This is a genomic window from Citrobacter sp. RHB36-C18 (assembly GCF_013814485.1).
GTDB classification, from domain to species: domain Bacteria; phylum Pseudomonadota; class Gammaproteobacteria; order Enterobacterales; family Enterobacteriaceae; genus Citrobacter; species Citrobacter braakii.
Map to the genome: position 1 here is coordinate 2,333,618 of NZ_CP057125.1, position 17,904 is coordinate 2,351,521.

Consider the following 17,904-nt stretch of genomic DNA (forward strand, 5'->3'; position numbering starts at 1 on the left):
TTACGCGACGGACGGGCTCAGCGTAATACGATCCAGTGGCCCCACGATAAACAGATAAGAAATCAGGCCAATCAGCCCCATCGAACCGACGTACAGAATGGCGTAATCGAATGACTGGGTATTCGCCAGAATGACGCCAATCACCAGCGGCGTGATAATACTCGCCATATTGCCGCACATATTGAATACGCCGCCAGCAATGCCGAGCACTTCTTTTGGTGAAGTATCGCTAAGTACGCACCATCCCAGATTGCCAAAGCCTTTGGCGAAAAATGCCAGACTCATCGCCGCGATAACCACAAATTCTGACGAGGTGTAGTTAGCGATAACGATGACACAGGAAAGTAACATTCCGCAGATAACGGGTAGCTTACGAGCAACCGTCAGGCTGTAGCCGCGTTTTAATAGCCAGTCTGAAAAAACGCCCCCTAACAATCCACCGATAAAACCGGCAATAGCAGGAATACTGGCGACAAACCCCACTTTAAGGATCGACATTCCTTTAGCCTGATACAGATAGGTAGGAAACCAGGTCAGGAAGAACCAGGTGATTGACGTCACGCAGAACTGCCCGATGTAAACGCCAATCATCATGCGGTTGACGCAGACGCTTTTTATTTGCGCAAAGGTAATCTTCTGTGGCTCTTTTTTATTTCCCAGCGACGGTTCGCCACCGCCTTCCCGGATATAGTCAATTTCCTGCTGGTTTACCTTCGGATGATGCATAGGATCTCTGACTTTTACCAGCCAGAAGATGCCAAGAATAACGCCAATCGCCCCGATGTAATAAAAAACAAAGTGCCAGCTGAGATTATGCAAAATAATCGTCATTAACGGTGTAATTACCCCTAACGAGATATATTGCGCGGCCTGGTAAACTGAGGTGACAAAGCCTCGTTCATTATTAGGAAACCACTGTACGCTTAATCGGCTGTTGGCAGGAAAGGCCGGAGCCTCAATGGCACCCATCAGTAAACGTAAGATAATCAATACCACAAGTGGACTGGCGTACAAATAAATGGTGCCCTGAAACATGGTCACCAGTGACCAGCCAATCAGGGCGCAGCCGTATACCAGACGAGAACCGTAGCGATCAAGTAGCCAGCCTCCAGGCAATTGCATAATGACATAAGAAATACCGAAGGCAGAAAAGGCCAGTCCCATTGCTTCGGGATCAAAACCTAATTCTTTGCTCATAATCGGAGCTACGACAGATAACGTCGCGCGATCGGCGTAATTAAATACGGTGGCAAGAAACAGAAATATCAAAATACCGTAACGCACTTTTGTGCGCTTTATTATTGTGTTCATCACCCACTCCTTTCATAAGGTTGAGAGCGTTTCTGTAGGGAAGAGGGCGGGTATTACTTACCCGCCAAATAAATTAAGGACGTTTACCAAACTCGCAGGTTAATTGCGTCCAGCGACGTGTCTGCTCGCTGATGCTGAACCCCAGGCCGTGACGGTCGGAAACCCACATCCGCCCATCGCGCAGCTCAAGCTGTTCATTAAATAACGGGTTCAGCCATTCGAAATGTTCCAACCATGGCTCAAGCGGGTAAGCGGCGGACAGATGCAGGTGAACTTCCATGGCAAAGTGCGGAGCCAGTTTGCGACCGTGTTTTGCTGCCAGGTCCATAATTTTCAGAAACGGTGAAATTCCCCCCACACGCGGTGCATCGGGCTGCACAAAATCACTGGCATTACCGAGGATCAACTGTTCATGTTCGCGGAAGCTGGTCAGCATTTCACCGGTAGCAATCGGGGTATCAAGCGCGGCGGCCAGTTGGGCGTGACCTTCCACATCGTAGGCATCCAGCGGCTCTTCAATCCAGATCAGATTGAACTGCTCCATTTTTCGCCCCATACGAATGGCGGTTTCTCGATCCCACTGCTGATTGGCATCGACCATCAGCGGGAAGTCATCGCCCAGCGCTTCACGCACCGCGGTTAAGCGGCGAATATCCTCGGCGCAGTTTGGCTGACCAACCTTGAGTTTGATGCCGCCAATGCCGTTTTCACGGGAAATAACGACGTTTTTGAGCACCTGATCCAGCGGCGTATGCAGGAATCCGCCGGAGGTGTTGTAACACTGCACGGAGTCCCGGTGTGCACCCAATAGTTTTGCCAGCGGCAACCCTGCACGCTTGGCCTTCATATCCCACAAGGCAATATCGATAGGGGAGATAGCCTGAACCGCCATGCCGCTGCGCCCTACGGAAGCTCCAGCCCACAGCAGCTTGGTGTAGATCTTGTCGATATCGTTTGGATCTTCGCCTAACAGGTTATCGGCAATTTCTTTGGCATGAGCATAGATTCCCTGGCCGCCAGCCCGCTTGGAGTAACTAAATCCAACGCCTTCAAACCCGTCGCGACTGCGGATCTCCGCGATAATAATGGCGACTTCGGTTAGGGGTTTCTGGCGACCGGTCAGCACTTTGGCATCGCTCACGGGTGTTGCCAAAGGAAGGAAAGCCAGGGACAGCTTAACCCACTCGATACGGTCGCCGGTTTCAGCCGCGGTTTTTGCATTGGCTGATTTGGCATACGTTACGGCATCGGAATTCGCACTTAATGACATTTTAATCTCTCCTGGTGATAACAAATGATTGCGCTAACATTTTTAGTGTTAGCGCAATCATTGCGCCAGCGAATTGAATGCGTTTTGAACAATCGCTCACAAATACTGAGACAAAAGGGCAGTAACTTGTAAACAGCATCACATTCCAATACTTTATGGGTAAATGCACAAGTCATTATGATGGCGCTATCATTTTAGATGGCGCTAATTAACTAAGCTGCTGTTTTCTCAGCGTTATCGTAGAGGGGCGCTGGCAATAGCCGAAATCATGATGAATAATGCCAAGATAAATCAGCGATTTTTGACAAGGGCATCGACAGTGAAAAATCCCAGACCTCCGCGCGCACCCACGCTGGAAGATGTTGCCCGTACCGCGGGATTGTCGCCCATGACGGTGAGCAGGGCGTTGAATACCCCGCAACTGGTGCGCCCGAGAACAGTAGAAAAAGTGATGCAGGCGGTACGCGCCACTGGCTATATTCCCAACGCGCTGGCCGGGGGGCTGGCGTCGCGTCGCAGTAAGCTTATCGCTGTGGTTGTCCCACAAATTAACAACAATATGTTTGTCGATACCATCCAGTCATTAAGCGATGAACTGGCTGAACGCGGATACCACATCTTGCTCTGCGTGTCGGGTTATACGCCGAAAACAGAGGCTGAGCTGGTGGCAACGCTGCTTTCTCGTCGCCCGGATGGTGTAGTGCTCACCGGTATCCATCATACCGCCGAGCTGAAAAAGGTGATTCTTAATGCGGCCATCCCGGTCGTGGAAATATGGGATTTAACGCCAACGCCCATCGATATGCTGGTGGGGTTTTCGCATGAAAAAGTCGGGCAGGCGGTAGCAGACTATTTGCTGGACAAAGGGTATCGCCGTCCTGGTTTGCTATGGACCGCCGATCGCCGGGCAGGCCAGCGTAAACAAGGACTGTGCGATGCGCTGAGTCGTCATGGTATCGCGGCTGGCGCACAGGTGGATGTCCCGCTTCCTGCCTCTCTGGCATTGGGGCGTAGCGGGTTGGCACAGCTATTGGCTGAACGCGCGTTTGATGTCATCGTCTGTAGCTCAGATACGTTAGCTCAGGGGGCGATCATGGAAGCCGAAAGCCGTGGTCTACGCGTGCCGCAGGAATTAGCGGTAATCGGTTTTGGCGATCTCGACTTTGCCGCCAGTAACCGACCTGCCATCACCACCGTCAGCGTCGACAGACGGGCTATTGGACAACGCGCCGCCTCTCTGCTTGCCGATCGTATCGAACAAATTCCGCGTGAAGACGATATCATTGATGTGGGATTTCACCTGGTGGAACGAGAATCCGCATAAGTTACCTGCATCCCAAAACAATAAGGAATCTGCTATGCCGCACGTCGATATCAAATGTTTTCCTCGCGACCTGAACGACGAACAAAAATCCGCGCTGGCGGCGGATATTACCGACGTCATTATTCGTCATTTGCAAAGCAAAGACAGTTCAGTGAGTGTGGCGCTTAATGAAATTGAGCCCGAGGCGTGGCAGGGCGTGTGGGATGCGGAGATTGCGCCGCAGATGGCCAGGTTGATTAAAAAACCCGGCTACAGCATGTAAGAAAAAACGGGCGGAAAATCCGCCCGTTTTGTCGTGCCATTATTCAGCTGCTGTTATGAGTTTTCCACTGGAGACAAACGTTCCGGCCCCAAGGTGATGCAGGGTATTGAGCTTGCCATCATCAAACTGCCAGCGTCCTTCCACGAAGGCTCGCTCATCAGCGGCAGCCGAGACCACTTCACCAAACAGCGTGTCATATTTTTCCTGTGCCGCAGTGGCAGGCAACAGGCGACACTCCATCCAGGCCAGACATTTGGCTTCAATCAGCGGTAAACCCAGTACCGGTCCCTGCACCACGGGAATGCCGTAGCAGTTGAATTTATCTTCCACCCGACCGGAAACGCTGCCTACGGCCCAGGTCCAGTTGGCGGCGGTAACGCCCGGAATAACGATGCCGAATTTGCCGCTACGTTCAATGAGCTCACGTGACCAGGCGGTCTTGTCGACAACAATCGCGATCCGCGGTGGTTCAAACTCCACGGGCATTGACCACGCGGCAGCCATCACATTTCGCCGCTCGGTATGCTCATCCCGGCTGGTGATTAATATCGTTGGGCCGTGATTTAGCAACCGACTGGCATGTTTTAATTCGATCGGACGAAAATGGCTCATGGATGCTCCTTGGCTGAGAGATAACACACCACAATAAACATAGATATTAACGGTATTAGCGATTTTGTCGCCTCGCCAGGAGGAACAACGCACAAAATCGACGGCGCAAAATTAAAAATGCGTTATAAGTACTGCATTAATCGAACAGGAACTCCGTATGACGCCTTTTTTAACCGCTTATTTTGCCCGTATTGGCTGGTCAGATTTGGCCAGGGTCAACATTGAAACCTTACGGGCGCTGCATTTACTGCACAACGCCGCCATACCTTTTGAAAACCTGGATGTATTGCTTCCAAGAGAGATGCAGCTTGACGATTTGTCTTTGGAAGAGAAGCTGGTGACGGCGCGTCGCGGCGGCTATTGTTTTGAACAGAACGGAGTATTTGAGCGAGCGCTACGCGAAATCGGTTTTACCGTACGCAGTCTGCTCGGACGTGTGGTACTGGCGAACCCGTCAAGCCTGCCACCGCGCACGCATCGTCTGTTGCTGGTTGAGTTGCAGGGAGAGCAGTGGATCGCCGACGTTGGCTTCGGCGGGCAAACGCTGACGGCACCGATTCGTCTGCAGGCGAACATTGAGCAGAAGACACCACACGGCGAATATCGGCTGATTAAGGAAGGTGAAGACTGGATCCTGCAGTTCCGTCATCACGAACACTGGCAATCAATGTACCGTTTCGACCTGGTCGTACAGCATCAGAGCGATTATCTGATAGGCAACTTCTGGTCCGCTCACTGGCCGCAATCGCATTTTCGCCATCATCTGTTGATGTGTCGTCATCTGCCCGACGGCGGGAAATTAACGTTAACCAATTTTCATTTCACCCATTATCAGGATGGACACGCGGTAGAACAGATTAATCTACCTGACGTTCCCAGTCTGTATGCCTTGTTGCAGGAGCGGTTTGGCCTGGGCGTGGATGACGTGAAGCATGGGTTTACCCAGGATGAGCTGGCGACGGTAATGGCGGCGTTTGATACGCATCCGGACGCGGGGAAATAGGGGCATCGGGATTAGTGCCGGATTGGCGTAATCGCCTTATCCGGCCTACGGGAACAATTAAAAATCTATCGCCCATTCTGCGTGAAACAGGATCACCGCCGAACCGGTAATGGTGACTTTTTCTGGCTGGTTATCACGGATAGTCACCGTCACATCAACAATACCGTCGCGCCCGAGCGCACGGCCCTGATGTCCCTGAACACGTAACGTTTTCCCATCATGTGCCATCAGCCCATGGTGAACCAACCACGCGCCCATTGGACCGTTGGCATTGCCGGTAACCGGGTCTTCCACAATCCCAATTGCAGGCGAAAACATGCGGCCATCGGTGGCGTTTTCGCCCGGGCGGATTTGAAAAGGAAAGAAGCCGTTACAGCCAATTTGTTGGCTGATGGCTGTCAAAGCCTGCAAATCAGGGGAAAGGGCGTCGAGGTCCACCTCGGGCTTGAGCGGAATCATCACTTTCGAATGCCCGGTGGTAGCAACCTGAATCGGCAAGCCTGCCAGCATATCGTCTTCGCTCAGGTGTAGGGCCTCGATAATCGCACTACGAATAACCCCTTCCAGCGGAGGTTCAAATCCGGGTACGCCTTGTTCAAGGCTAATACGATAGTCATTCCCGGTAGCTTCGATATCCACCCGATGACGACCAGCCAGCGAGGTTTGCCAGACTGTACTGTTGCCCAAGCCAAGCACGTTTGCCCGCACATAATGTGCAGCGACGGTAGCATGCCCACAGATAGGAACTTCGACCGTCGGCGTGAAATAGCGGATGCGAACATCGCTGTCGTCGCTGGTCAGCAGGAAAGCGGTTTCCGAATGACGCAGCTCGCGAGCAATGAGTTGCATCTGCGCTTCGCTCAGTCCGTCAGCATGCAAAACCACACCTGCTGAATTGCCGCGAAAGGGTACCGAGGTAAAGGCATCGACGTGGTAAACCTGTGGTTTCATTAACGTTCTCCCTGGAATGGAGAAGCATCATAACGTGCAAAATGCCGGATGGCGATGACCGCTATCTTATCCGGCCTACGGTGCCTGGTTGTAGGCCGGATAAGGCGTGTCGTCACCCGACATTTCAATGCGGATTTATCGGCGTGAACGCACTATTTGATAGCGGCGGGTAAAGTACTCAAACGGCGCGCTCCACACGTGAACCAGGCGCGTGAACGGGAACAGCAGGAAGATAGTCATCCCCAAAACCAGATGCACACGGAAAATCAACGCCACGCCATCCAGATGCGCAGACGCGCCGCCCTGGAAAGTCACCACCGACTGCGCCCAACCTACCAGTTTCAGCATTTCACTGCCGTCAGGATGCTGCGCAGAGAATGGGATGGTGGTTAAGCCGAGGATACACTGAATCAGCAGAACGCAGAGGATCAGGATATCGGCAGTGGAGGAGGTTGCACGAATGCGCGGATTGGTCAAACGACGTACCAGCAAGCCAGCGCCACCGACCAGCGTCAGCACGCCACAGAGCCCACCGGCGATCATCGCCATCTGCTGCTTCACCGCAATCGGCAGGAACCAGGCATACATCCAGTGCGGGGTTAACATGCCAAACAAGTGCCCGAAAAAGATCCCCAGAATGCCGATGTGGAACAGGTTTGACCATAACACCATGCCGCGTTTGTCCAGCATCTGGCTGGAAGAGGCCCGCCAGGTGTATTGCCCGTAGTCATAGCGTAGCCAACTGCCGAGGATAAACACCGTGCCACAGAGGTACGGGTAGATATCGTAAAAAAAGACGTTCAGGTACTGTATCATTTCGGGCCTCCCGCGCTGACGTCGACATACTGAGGTGCCACGTCCTGGCTAAAGCGTCGTTGATAGTTTTGTAACGGTGAACTGTCACAGGCGGTGGCGTTATCCTCGATAAACTTCACCTGTTCCTCTTCCCAGACGGCATCCAGCGCCTGTCGGGTATCGTCGCGGGTTTCCGTGCCAACCTGTTTAGTGACACTGTCACTTGAAAGAGGGCTTCCGGCAAGCAGTAGCAGGGCGTCAAACAGTTGATACCACGGCGTATCACGCTGTTTCAAACGCCCACCAAGCAGCGCCAGAATCGGTGCGACGTTCTGCAATCCTTCTTTGGCCTCCGCTTCCGGCAACACGCTTAAGTACTCAAGATACAGCGGCAGATGATCCGGCAGTTCGCGGCAGTCGAGCTGCAGTCCGACCTTTTCGTACTGCGCCAACAGATCAACCATCGCCTGGCCCCGATCGCGAGACTCGGCGTGCACGTGCTCAAACAGCAGCAGAGAGGTGGCCCGGCCCCGGTCAAATATCTCACACCATTCGGCTTGTTTATCCAGTAATGGCGCATTGAGCAGCCCCTGGCTAAATTCGGTAAGCATTGGGGCATCGCTGGCCACAAGCGCCAGCGCCTCGTCTTTACACTCCCACAGCAACTCGTCGGGATATTCCATCAGCAGGCCGATAACCTTCAGGATTTGCATTATTCACCCTCCGCGTTATCGCGCACTTCGGTGATGTCGATGGCGTCAATACGACTGCTGTTAAACAGGTTGAATTTGGTATCTGAACCATGGCAGCCGTCGCCAAAGGTAAATCCGCAACCGTTTTTCTCCGGGAACGCATCACGCGCCATTTCACGGTGGCTGGTCGGGATCACGAAGCGGTCTTCATAGTTGGCGATGGCCAGATAGCGATACATCTCTTCAACCTGCTCAACTGTCAGACCCACTTCCTCAATCGCGCGGGTGTCCGTAACGCCTTCTACGGTTTGCGAACGCATATAATGGCGCATGGCCATCATTCGTTTTAGCGCCCGCAGTACCGGACCGGTATCGCCCGCGCTAAGCATGTTGGCAAGGTACTGAACCGGAATTCGCAGTGATTCAACCGCTGGCAGAATGTTGCCATTGTGCGGCAGTCCCCCCGCGTCAGCGACCGACTGAATCGGCGACAACGGCGGTACATACCAGACCATCGGCAGGGTGCGGTATTCCGGGTGCAGCGGCAGCGCCAGCTTCCAGTCCATCGCCATCTTGTAAACGGGCGAACGTTGGGCCGCTTCGATGACGTTGTGCGGAATACCTTGTTTTAACGCCTCTTCAATGACCGCCGGGTCGTGCGGATTGAGGAACACATCGCACTGACGCTCGTAGAGATCGGTCTCATGCTCGGTGCTGGCTGCTTCTTCGATGCGGTCGGCGTCATACAGCAATACGCCAAGATAGCGGATGCGTCCCACGCAGGTTTCCGAACATACCGTCGGCTGGCCGGACTCAATACGCGGGTAGCAGAAAATGCACTTCTCTGATTTACCGCTCTTCCAGTTAAAGTAGATTTTTTTGTACGGACAACCGCTGATGCACAAGCGCCAGCCGCGACATTTATCCTGGTCGATCAACACGATGCCGTCTTCTTCACGCTTATAGATGGCTCCGCTCGGGCAGGTGGCGACACAGCTAGGGTTCAGGCAGTGTTCGCACAGGCGCGGTAAATACATCATGAAGGTGTTTTCGAATTGCCCGTACATCTCCTTTTGCATTTTCTCAAAGTTACGGTCGCGGGCACGTTTTGAGAACTCACCGCCGAGCAACTCTTCCCAGTTAGGGCCCCAGATAATCTTGTCCATCCGTTTGCCATCTATCAGTGAACGCGGACGTGCGGTGGGCTGATTCTTGCTTTCCGGCGCGCTATGCAGATGCTGATAATCGTAGGTAAAGGGTTCGTAATAATCATCGATTTGCGGGATCACCGGGTTAGCAAAAATTTTGGTGATAACGCCCATCTTGCCGCCCAGGCGCGGCCTTATCTTCCCGTTAACATCGCGAACCCAGCCGCCTTGCCACTCTTCCTGATCTTCCCAGTTTTTCGGATAGCCAATGCCTGGCTTGGTCTCAACGTTGTTAAACCACGCATATTCCATCCCTTCACGTCCGGTCCAGACGTTTTTACAGGTGACGGAGCAGGTGTGGCAGCCGATGCACTTATCCAGATTAAGAACCATGCCTACCTGTGAGCGTATTTTCATTTTTTCGCCTCCTGTACCTGATCGCGACCTTCATCATCCAGCCAGTTAATATTTTTCATTTTTCTAATCATGATGAACTCATCGCGATTAGAGCCGACCGTGCCGTAATAGTTGAAGCTGTATGCCAGTTGCGCATAGCCGCCGATCATGTGCGTGGGTTTCGGGCAGACGCGGGTGACTGAGTTATGGATCCCGCCGCGCATACCGGTGACTTCCGAGCCTGGGATATTCATGATTCGCTCCTGAGCGTGATACATCATGGTCATTCCCGGCGGCACGCGCTGACTTACCACAGCCCGTGCGGTGAGCGCGCCGTTGGCGTTAAAGGCTTCAATCCAGTCGTTATCCTCAATGCCCAGCTCTTTAGCATCGGTTTCACTGATCCAGACAATGGGGCCACCGCGCGACAGCGTCAGCATCAGCAGGTTTTCGCTGTAGGTAGAATGGATCCCCCATTTCTGATGCGGAGTCAGGAAGTTGAGCGCTTTTTCCGGGAAGCCGTTAGGCGGAACTTCGCGCATATTGCTGACGCTACGGGTATCGATAGGCGGACGATATGCCACCAGACTTTCACCAAACGCTCGCATCCACGCGTGATCCTGGTACAACTGTTGGCGACCGGACAGGGTGCGCCACGGGATCAGCTCGTGGACGTTGGTATAGCCTGCGTTATAGGAGACATGTTCACTTTCCAGCCCGGACCAGGTGGGGCTGGAGATGATTTTGCGCGGCTGCGCCTGAATATCGCGAAAACGGATTTTCTCGTCTTCTTTGTTCAACGCCAGATGCGTATGGTCGCGTCCGGTCATCGCTCCCAGCGCTTCCCAGGCTTTCACCGCCACCTGACCGTTCGTTTCCGGTGCCAGGGCGAGGATCACCTCAGACGCGTCCAGCGCGGTGTCTATCAGTGGTCGGCCTTTCGCCGGACCTTCGCGTTTGGTGTAGTTCAGCTTGCCGAGGAAATCGACCTCCGCTTGGGTATTCCACGTAATACCTTTCCCGCCGTTACCGAGCTTGTCCATTAGCGGACCGAGCGAAGTGAAGCGTTCGTAGGTGGCGGGATAGTCACGCTCCACAACGGCAATATTGGGCGCCGTTTTCCCCGGGAGGAGATCGCATTCGCCTTTACGCCAGTCCTGAATGTCAAACGGCTGCGCCAGTTCTGCCGGGGAGTCGTGTTGCAGCGGCTGCAATACCACATCCGTTTCTTGCCCAAGGTGCCCGACGCAAACCTCAGAGAAGACTTTGGCGATGCCTTTATAAATTTCCCAGTCGCTCTTCGATTCCCACGCAGGATCGACCGCCGCCGACAGCGGGTGAATAAACGGATGCATATCCGAGGTGTTCATATCGTCTTTTTCATACCAGGTGGCGGTCGGCAAAACGACATCGGAGAACAGGCAGGTACTCGACATACGGAAATCGAGCGTTACCAGCAGATCAAGCTTGCCCTCTATCGCCGCGGACTGCCATTCCACCTCTTCAGGTTTAATACCTTCGCTTGAACCGAACGCTTCCCCCTGGATCCCGCTTTCGGTACCCAGCAGATACTTGAGCATGTATTCATGCCCTTTACCGGAGGAGCCGAGCAGGTTAGAGCGCCAGACGAAGAGATTACGCGGATGGTTGTTACCACTATCCGGCTGCTCGCAGGCAAAACGAATTTCACCCGATTTCAGCGCCTGTGCTGTGTATTGTGCAGGCGACACTCCCGCTTGTTCTGCCTTTGCTTTGACGCTCAGAGGGTTGAGGTTGAGTTGCGGCGCGGACGGCAGCCAGCCCATTCTTTCTGCACGTACGTTAAAGTCGATCAAATGTCCGCTAAACTTCGACGCGTCAGCCAGCGGAGAGAGGAGTTCCTGAGCGGTGAGTTTTTCATAACGCCACTGGCTGGAGTGATTGTAGAAAAACGAGGTGCTGTTCATCTGACGCGGCGGGCGGTTCCAGTCCAGCGCAAAGGCCAGCGGCAACCAACCAGTTTGCGGACGCAGTTTCTCCTGACCCACATAGTGCGCCCAGCCGCCGCCGCTTTGTCCCACACAACCGCAGAACACGAGGATGTTAATCATTCCACGGTAGTTCATATCCATGTGATACCAGTGGTTGACGCCAGCCCCGAGGATAATCATCGAACGGCCATGGGTTTTGTGCGCCGTATCGGCAAACTCACGGGCGATTTGTTCGATATGACGACGAGGGACACCGGTAATTTGCTCTCCCCAGGCCGGGGTGTAGGCTTTCACTTCGCTGTAATCTTGCGCGCTATGAGCGTCATCCAGACCACGGTCGAGGCCGTAATTCGCCAGCACCAGATCATAGACGCTCACCACCGGGCAACGGCTGCCGTCGGCGAGGGTAAGATGTTTTACCGGCAGTTGACGAATCAGCACGGGTTCCTGTTTCACGCTGCGAAAATGCGGGTTTTCGTTGCCGCCAAAGTAGGGGAATGCCACGCCGGTCACTTCATCATGCTGACCGAGCAGCGAGAGGGAAAGTTCTGTTTCAGCGCCAGCCGCCAGTGGCTCCAGGTTCCATTTACCTTTCTCGCCCCAGCGAAAACCGATAGACCCGTTCGGGACCACCAGTTCGCCAGCAGTGTTAAAGGCCACGGTTTTCCACTCCGGATTGTTACTTTCGCCCAGACCATCGACAAGGTCTGAGGCGCGCATCATGCGCCCTGGAACGTAGCTGCCATCTTCCCGGGCATCCAGCAAAACCAGCATCGGCATATCGGTATAGCGACGACAGTAATTGATGAAGTAATCGCTTGGATTGTCGAGGTGGAATTCTTTCAGAATCACGTGGCCCATCGCCATCGCCAACGCGCTGTCTGTCCCTTGCTTGGGGGCCAGCCACTGGTCGCACAGTTTGGCGACTTCCGAGTAATCCGGCGTAATGGCAATCGTCTTGGTGCCTTTGTAGCGTACTTCAGTAAAAAAGTGCGCATCCGGGGTACGGGTCTGCGGCACGTTTGACCCCCAGGCGATGATGTAGCTGGAGTTATACCAGTCGGCGGATTCTGGAACATCGGTCTGTTCGCCCCAGGTCATCGGTGATGCAGGCGGTAAGTCGCAGTACCAGTCATAGAAGCTCAGGCAGGTTCCGCCCAGTAGCGAAAGATAACGTGTGCCTGCGGCATAGGAGACCATCGACATAGCAGGGATCGGGGAGAACCCGGCCACGCGATCCGGGCCATAGGTTTTCACCGTCCAGACGTTGGCGGCAGCAATGAGCTGATTAAGCTCTTTCCAGTTGGAACGGATAAAACCACCGCGCCCGCGTACCTGCTTGTAGCTCTGGCATTTTTGCGGGTCGTTCATAATGGATTCCCAGGCCAGCACCGGATCGGGCTGGCGGGACAGGGCGTCGCGCCACAGTTCGATCAGACGTTTACGCACCAGGGGATACTTCAGACGGTTGGCGCTGTAAAGATACCAGGAGTAGCTGGCACCGCGCGGGCAGCCACGGGGTTCATGATTTGGCAGGTCAGGGCGGGTACGCGGGTAGTCGGTTTGCTGCGTTTCCCAGGTCACCAGTCCGTTTTTGACGTAGATTTTCCAACTGCATGAGCCGGTACAGTTAACGCCGTGGGTAGAACGCACAATTTTGTCGAACTGCCAGCGCTGACGATAGCTGTCTTCCCAGTCCCGGTTGGTGTGCATCACTTGCCCGTGCCCATCGGCAAACGTATCGCCCTTTTGTTTAAAGTAGCGAAAGCGATCGAACAGTTTACTCATGACATAACTCCTGCTTTGAGAATATTGCCGACGGTGAATCGAACGGTAGGCCGGATGGCGGTTAACGCCTTATCCGGCCTATCGAACTGTCCGATCCTGCGGTATCCATTTTGTTATTTTTTTTGTGATTTACGGCCATAGACCAGCCAGGTCACCAGCACGCAGACGATGTAAAACACGAGGAATATTTTCATTGCGCCCACCGGAGAGCCGGTCAGCGCCAGCGATGAACCAAACGCTTTGGGGATGAAGAAGCCCCCCACAGCGCCAATAGCAGAGATGAATCCCAGCGCGGCAGCGGTATCGGTTACCGCCTCACGTTGGGCCTGTTCTTCAGTACCACCGTGCAGCTTCACCCGGTATATGGTGATTTTGCGAAAGATCACCGCGATCATCTGGAAGGTTGAGCCGCTTCCCAGACCCGCAGTCAGGAACAAGCCCATAAACACCAGGTAGAAGGCGACAAAGTTTCCTTCGCCTGACCCTGGCAGGGTGAGAAACAGCAGGGCGCTAAACAGCGCCATAAAGATGAAGTTAATTAACGTGACGCGCACACCACCGAATTTGTCAGAGATCACCCCACCTGCCGATCGCGCAAGAGCGCCGATGAAGGGGCCGAAGAACGCCAGTTGCAGGATATTCACGTCCGGGAACTGAGTTTTCGCCAGCATGGCAAAGCCTGCCGAAAAGCCGATAAATGAACCGAAGGTGGCGAGATACAGCAGGCTTAATAACCACAGATGAAAACGCTTGAGGACCGGCAACTGGGAAGCAATTGAGGCCTTCGAACTGGCAATATCGTTCATTCCCATGCCTGCTGCTAAGGTGGCTATCAGCAGTAACGGAACCCAAATCCATGCGGCATTGGCCAGCGACAATAACGAGCCGTCGGCTTGCGGTACGCCCTGTACGCCCAAAAAGGTAAAGATAGGCAGAAAGATCACCAGCGGCGCGATCAACTGCATCACGCTGACGCCAAGGTTGCCGAGACCACCGTTAACGCCTAATGCGCTGCCTTGTTTCGCTTTGGGGAAGAAAAAGCTGATATTACCCATGCTGGAGGCAAAGTTTGCGCCAGCAAAACCACACATCAGCGCAATGATAATAAATACGCCAAACGGAGTAGCGTTATTTTGCACGGCAAAACCGAGCCAGACGCAGGGAATAACCAGAATAATCGTGCTAAAAATGGTCCACCGGCGCCCACCAAATATAGGTACCATAAAGGAGTAGGGGACACGCAATATTGCGCCAGAAAGAGAAGGCAATGCCGTTAATAAAAACAGTTGGTCAGTGGTGAAATTAAACCCAATTTTATTCAGATTGACGGCCACGGCGCTAAACAACATCCAGACGCAGAACGCCAGCAACAGACAACTTACTGATATCCAGAGGTTTCTGCGTGCAATATGCTTACCTTTGTTTTCCCAAAAGGCGGGGTTCTCCGGTTTCCAGTCAGTTAAAAGATAACGATTATTTTTCTCATTTGATGCTGACATATTATTCTCCATGCCCATGCCGTTCATGAAAAAGAAATAAACGCACACAGCGCCGCGCGAGTTCTTTTTAGAAACTATTGAAAAGTTTTGGGAATATTGACTGAAAGAATAGATAAAAAAGCGCAATAACGCGGCGTGATGAGGGAATTACATGTTGCTTAAGTGTTACCAATTGTAAAAATAAAAGATGTATTATTAATTCATCTATAACATCAATTAACTAACTCTAACGTAATCATACGATCCAAATGGCGTTCGAATGCAGGGTCGGCCATTTCCTCAATGCCTAAGACATAGATGCCATCCAGACCGCAAACCAATGCGATTAAGCGCCAGGCCACCTCGGCCGCATCCGGTATTGCTGAGAATTCACCTGCACTCTGTCCTTGAGTGATGATAGCGGCGGTTTCTTCATGCCACATCCGCATGGTTAGCAGGTAGGCGCTTTTGATTTCCGGATCTTTATCCGCCAGGACCTGCGCTTCGCGCCACAGTTTAATGTAGGGTTCGAACCCGCCATCTTCGCTGCCCAACATAGCATGCAGTTGTTCGCGGAAGCTGGCGTTATCACTGACCTGTTCGGCATCCAGAAGGGTCCGTATCAGTTGCACAAACGCGAGGGATTTTAACTCACCCGCAGAGGTAAAGTGATGGTGTACCTGCCCGGTGGACACCTGAGCTTCCGTGGCAATACGCCGCACCGTCATAGCAGTAAATCCTTCCTCAAGCGCGACACGCATGGCCGCTTGCAGAATAACTTCCCGACGTTCGTCCCGATTCAGATAGCTCATCTTTCCTCCTGTACCCGTATAGCACGCAGTCTAACAAAAAGTTGGACATACGTTCAAATTTCCGTAGGATCGCTAAAGCTGGACACGTGTCCAGTTTTAGTTTCGTTAGGGAGTTTTATGTTTCGTCAGTGGTTAACGTTAGTCATTATTGTACTGGTCTACATCCCTGTTGCGATTGATGCAACGGTGCTGCACGTTGCCGCGCCCACGCTGAGTATGACGCTGGGTGCCAGTGGTAACGAGCTGCTGTGGATCATTGATATTTATTCTCTGGTAATGGCCGGAATGGTATTGCCAATGGGCGCGCTGGGCGATCGTATTGGCTTTAAACGTCTGCTGCTGTTAGGGGGCGGATTATTTGGTCTCGCATCGCTGGCCGCTGCCTTTGCCCACAGCGCGGGTTGGCTGATTGCCACTCGGGCTGTATTGGCTATTGGGGCGGCGATGATTGTTCCGGCAACGCTTGCGGGTATTCGCGCCACATTCGCTGAGCAACGGCATCGCAATATGGCGCTCGGTGTCTGGGCTGCCGTGGGTTCCGGCGGTGCGGCATTTGGCCCACTGGTTGGTGGAATGCTGCTGGAACACTTCTACTGGGGATCCGTGTTCTTAATTAATGTGCCGATTGTCCTGGTGGTAATGGCCTTAACCGCACGCTTAGTGCCGCGCCAGGCCGGACGTCGCGATCAATCGTTAAATTTCGGTCATGCAATAATGCTGATTGTCGCCATTCTGCTGCTGGTTTACAGCGCTAAAACCGCGCTGAAAGGGCATACGGCGACCGTTGCCATTACGTTGACGCTGTTAACCGGCGCGTTACTGTTGTGGCAGTTTGTCCGCATTCAGCTCGCTGCTTCCCGCCCGATGATAGATATGCGGCTGTTCACGCATCGCATCATCTTAAGCGGCGTTGTGATGGCGATGACCGCCATGATAACTCTGGTGGGTTTCGAGTTACTGATGGCTCAGGAGCTACAGTTTGTTCATGGTTTAACACCGTATCAGGCGGGATTGTTTATGCTGCCGGTGATGCTGGCAAGCGGCTTCAGCGGACCCATTGCCGGTATGCTGGTGTCACGCCTGGGATTACGTTGTGTGGCAACGGCGGGTATGGCGCTTAGCGCCGTCAGTTTTTACGGCCTGGCGATGACAGATTTCAGTACTCAGCAGATTCAAGCCTGGATATTAATGGCTTTGCTCGGTTTCAGCGCCGCCAGTGCGCTGCTGGCCTCAACGGCGGCTATCATGGCGGCAGCCCCGGCAGAAAAAGCCGCAGCCGCGGGCGCCATCGAGACAATGGCTTATGAACTGGGGGCCGGGCTTGGGATCGCTATCTTTGGTTTGTTGTTGAGCCGCAGCTTTTCAGCCTCGATTCTGCCGCCTGTCGGACTTAACCCACAGGAGATAGAACGAGCCTCATCGTCAATGGGTGAGGCGGTGCAGCTGGCGCACTCGCTCCCGTCGTCGCTGAGTGAGGCGTTGCTGTCGGCTGCTAAAGAAGCTTTTACCTGGTCGCACAGCGTGGCCTTAAGCAGCGCCGGCAGCATGCTTATCGTATTAGCGGTAGGAATGTGGTTCAGTCTGGCAAAGGTACAGCGTCAATAACTAATGGGCTAAATGACAGGGGTAATCCATCTCTTCGACTTCTTTCCCACTCAGTCGAGCGTATTGCCCCGTCAGCCTCCAGAACGCAGGCTGTGTTTCCGTATAGATCTCTGCCGCTAAAACCAGGCGGCGGCGATCCACCTCATTCAGTTCCAGCAGCGTCCACGGCACAAAATAACGATCGCTGCCCGTTAGGGTAAACCACAGCGGGCACCCGCATCCGGAACAGAAGAAACGTTCACCACGATTTGAAGAAGGGAAGTGCGAAGGTTCTGCTGAATCTGGCGACATCAGCGGCTGAGCGCTGGCTTCCAGATACATAGCGATGCCACCTGACCACTTCTGGCACAGCGTACAATGACAGGCATAGACATCCAGCATTTCGACGTCGACGGTAAAATGACTCTGTCCGCAAAGACAACGACCAGTGAATGTCTGCACGGCATACTCCTTATGACCGAGTCTACATTAAGAGAAAAAGCCAGCC

The 17,904-nt window shown here is 53.5% G+C and carries 15 protein-coding genes; 4 read left to right on the top strand and 11 right to left on the bottom strand.

Translation table 11 applies throughout. The annotated features are described in order from the left end of the window. The gene (locus HVZ52_RS11100) at positions 1–1,311 is read right to left on the bottom strand and encodes an MFS transporter (RefSeq protein ID WP_016156557.1); all 1,311 of its coding nucleotides are present in this window, start codon (positions 1,309–1,311) and stop codon (positions 1–3) included. 73 nt (positions 1,312–1,384) lie between these two features. Continuing rightward, positions 1,385–2,581 carry an L-talarate/galactarate dehydratase gene (locus HVZ52_RS11105; protein ID WP_016153126.1) on the bottom strand — a complete coding sequence of 399 codons (1,197 nt, stop codon included), beginning with the start codon at positions 2,579–2,581 and terminating at the stop codon, positions 1,385–1,387. A 319-nt stretch (positions 2,582–2,900) separates the two neighbouring features. Here HVZ52_RS11105 and HVZ52_RS11110 point away from each other — a divergent pair, with 319 nt between their 5' ends. Next, entirely contained in the window at positions 2,901–3,905 is a 1,005-nt protein-coding gene (locus HVZ52_RS11110; protein WP_181599240.1) for a LacI family DNA-binding transcriptional regulator, read from the top strand. 34 nt (positions 3,906–3,939) lie between these two features. Then, positions 3,940–4,167, top strand: coding sequence for a tautomerase PptA (gene pptA / locus HVZ52_RS11115; RefSeq protein WP_016156554.1), 228 nt, complete (start codon positions 3,940–3,942; stop codon positions 4,165–4,167). Between the two features lie 39 nt (positions 4,168–4,206). On the opposite strand, the gene HVZ52_RS11120 is transcribed toward pptA, so the two are convergent. Further along, positions 4,207–4,779: a flavin reductase family protein gene (locus HVZ52_RS11120; protein ID WP_181599241.1), complete on the bottom strand. Its 573-nt coding sequence runs from the start codon at positions 4,777–4,779 to the stop codon at positions 4,207–4,209. Positions 4,780–4,936: 157 nt separating this feature from the next. Here HVZ52_RS11120 and nhoA point away from each other — a divergent pair, with 157 nt between their 5' ends. Then, positions 4,937–5,782 (top strand): N-hydroxyarylamine O-acetyltransferase, encoded by an 846-nt coding sequence (nhoA, locus tag HVZ52_RS11125; RefSeq protein ID WP_181599242.1) that lies wholly within the window; start codon positions 4,937–4,939, stop codon positions 5,780–5,782. 57 nt (positions 5,783–5,839) lie between these two features. Here the strand turns inward: nhoA and HVZ52_RS11130 are convergent, their stop codons facing one another. The 7 genes from HVZ52_RS11130 to HVZ52_RS11160 all read right to left on the bottom strand — a co-directional run bounded on the left by HVZ52_RS11130 (position 5,840) and on the right by HVZ52_RS11160 (position 15,812). Next, positions 5,840–6,733: a PhzF family isomerase gene (locus HVZ52_RS11130; protein ID WP_016153118.1), complete on the bottom strand. Its 894-nt coding sequence runs from the start codon at positions 6,731–6,733 to the stop codon at positions 5,840–5,842. Between the two features lie 135 nt (positions 6,734–6,868). Beyond that, on the bottom strand, positions 6,869–7,549 hold the full coding sequence (narI, locus tag HVZ52_RS11135; RefSeq protein WP_003833047.1) for a respiratory nitrate reductase subunit gamma: 681 nt from the start codon (positions 7,547–7,549) through the stop codon (positions 6,869–6,871). Beyond that, positions 7,546–8,241, bottom strand: coding sequence for a nitrate reductase molybdenum cofactor assembly chaperone (gene narW / locus HVZ52_RS11140; RefSeq protein WP_016153117.1), 696 nt, complete (start codon positions 8,239–8,241; stop codon positions 7,546–7,548). Before narW ends, narI begins: the two co-directional genes overlap by 4 nt. Continuing rightward, positions 8,241–9,785, bottom strand: a complete 1,545-nt coding sequence (narH, locus tag HVZ52_RS11145) for a nitrate reductase subunit beta (protein ID WP_181599243.1) — start codon at positions 9,783–9,785, stop codon at positions 8,241–8,243. Before narH ends, narW begins: the two co-directional genes overlap by 1 nt. After that, positions 9,782–13,522, bottom strand: a complete 3,741-nt coding sequence (locus tag HVZ52_RS11150) for a nitrate reductase subunit alpha (protein WP_181599244.1) — start codon at positions 13,520–13,522, stop codon at positions 9,782–9,784. Before HVZ52_RS11150 ends, narH begins: the two co-directional genes overlap by 4 nt. A gap of 113 nt (positions 13,523–13,635) precedes the next feature. Then, positions 13,636–15,021 (bottom strand): NarK family nitrate/nitrite MFS transporter, encoded by a 1,386-nt coding sequence (locus tag HVZ52_RS11155; protein WP_047358146.1) that lies wholly within the window; start codon positions 15,019–15,021, stop codon positions 13,636–13,638. 212 nt (positions 15,022–15,233) lie between these two features. After that, positions 15,234–15,812 carry a TetR family transcriptional regulator gene (locus tag HVZ52_RS11160; protein ID WP_131379323.1) on the bottom strand — a complete coding sequence of 193 codons (579 nt, stop codon included), beginning with the start codon at positions 15,810–15,812 and terminating at the stop codon, positions 15,234–15,236. 117 nt (positions 15,813–15,929) lie between these two features. On the opposite strand from HVZ52_RS11160, the gene HVZ52_RS11165 reads away from it, so the two are divergent. Beyond that, on the top strand, positions 15,930–17,417 hold the full coding sequence (locus HVZ52_RS11165; RefSeq protein ID WP_053389783.1) for an MFS transporter: 1,488 nt from the start codon (positions 15,930–15,932) through the stop codon (positions 17,415–17,417). On the opposite strand, the gene HVZ52_RS11170 is transcribed toward HVZ52_RS11165, so the two are convergent. Further along, positions 17,418–17,798, bottom strand: a complete 381-nt coding sequence (locus HVZ52_RS11170; protein ID WP_087121860.1) for a GFA family protein — start codon at positions 17,796–17,798, stop codon at positions 17,418–17,420. Positions 17,799–17,904 lie beyond the last annotated feature (106 nt).

Coding starts and splice junctions, on each gene's coding strand:
- narH (WP_181599243.1), bottom strand. CDS start 9,785: ATGAAAATACGCTCACAGGTAGGCATGGTTCTTAATCTGGATAAGTGC.
- narW (WP_016153117.1), bottom strand. CDS start 8,241: ATGCAAATCCTGAAGGTTATCGGCCTGCTGATGGAATATCCCGACGAG.
- HVZ52_RS11160 (WP_131379323.1), bottom strand. CDS start 15,812: ATGAGCTATCTGAATCGGGACGAACGTCGGGAAGTTATTCTGCAAGCG.
- HVZ52_RS11155 (WP_047358146.1), bottom strand. CDS start 15,021: ATGTCAGCATCAAATGAGAAAAATAATCGTTATCTTTTAACTGACTGG.
- narI (WP_003833047.1), bottom strand. CDS start 7,549: ATGATACAGTACCTGAACGTCTTTTTTTACGATATCTACCCGTACCTC.
- HVZ52_RS11120 (WP_181599241.1), bottom strand. CDS start 4,779: ATGAGCCATTTTCGTCCGATCGAATTAAAACATGCCAGTCGGTTGCTA.
- HVZ52_RS11170 (WP_087121860.1), bottom strand. CDS start 17,798: ATGCTGGATGTCTATGCCTGTCATTGTACGCTGTGCCAGAAGTGGTCA.
- HVZ52_RS11100 (WP_016156557.1), bottom strand. CDS start 1,311: ATGAACACAATAATAAAGCGCACAAAAGTGCGTTACGGTATTTTGATA.
- HVZ52_RS11130 (WP_016153118.1), bottom strand. CDS start 6,733: ATGAAACCACAGGTTTACCACGTCGATGCCTTTACCTCGGTACCCTTT.
- HVZ52_RS11165 (WP_053389783.1), top strand. CDS start 15,930: ATGTTTCGTCAGTGGTTAACGTTAGTCATTATTGTACTGGTCTACATC.
- HVZ52_RS11150 (WP_181599244.1), bottom strand. CDS start 13,522: ATGAGTAAACTGTTCGATCGCTTTCGCTACTTTAAACAAAAGGGCGAT.
- nhoA (WP_181599242.1), top strand. CDS start 4,937: ATGACGCCTTTTTTAACCGCTTATTTTGCCCGTATTGGCTGGTCAGAT.
- pptA (WP_016156554.1), top strand. CDS start 3,940: ATGCCGCACGTCGATATCAAATGTTTTCCTCGCGACCTGAACGACGAA.
- HVZ52_RS11105 (WP_016153126.1), bottom strand. CDS start 2,581: ATGTCATTAAGTGCGAATTCCGATGCCGTAACGTATGCCAAATCAGCC.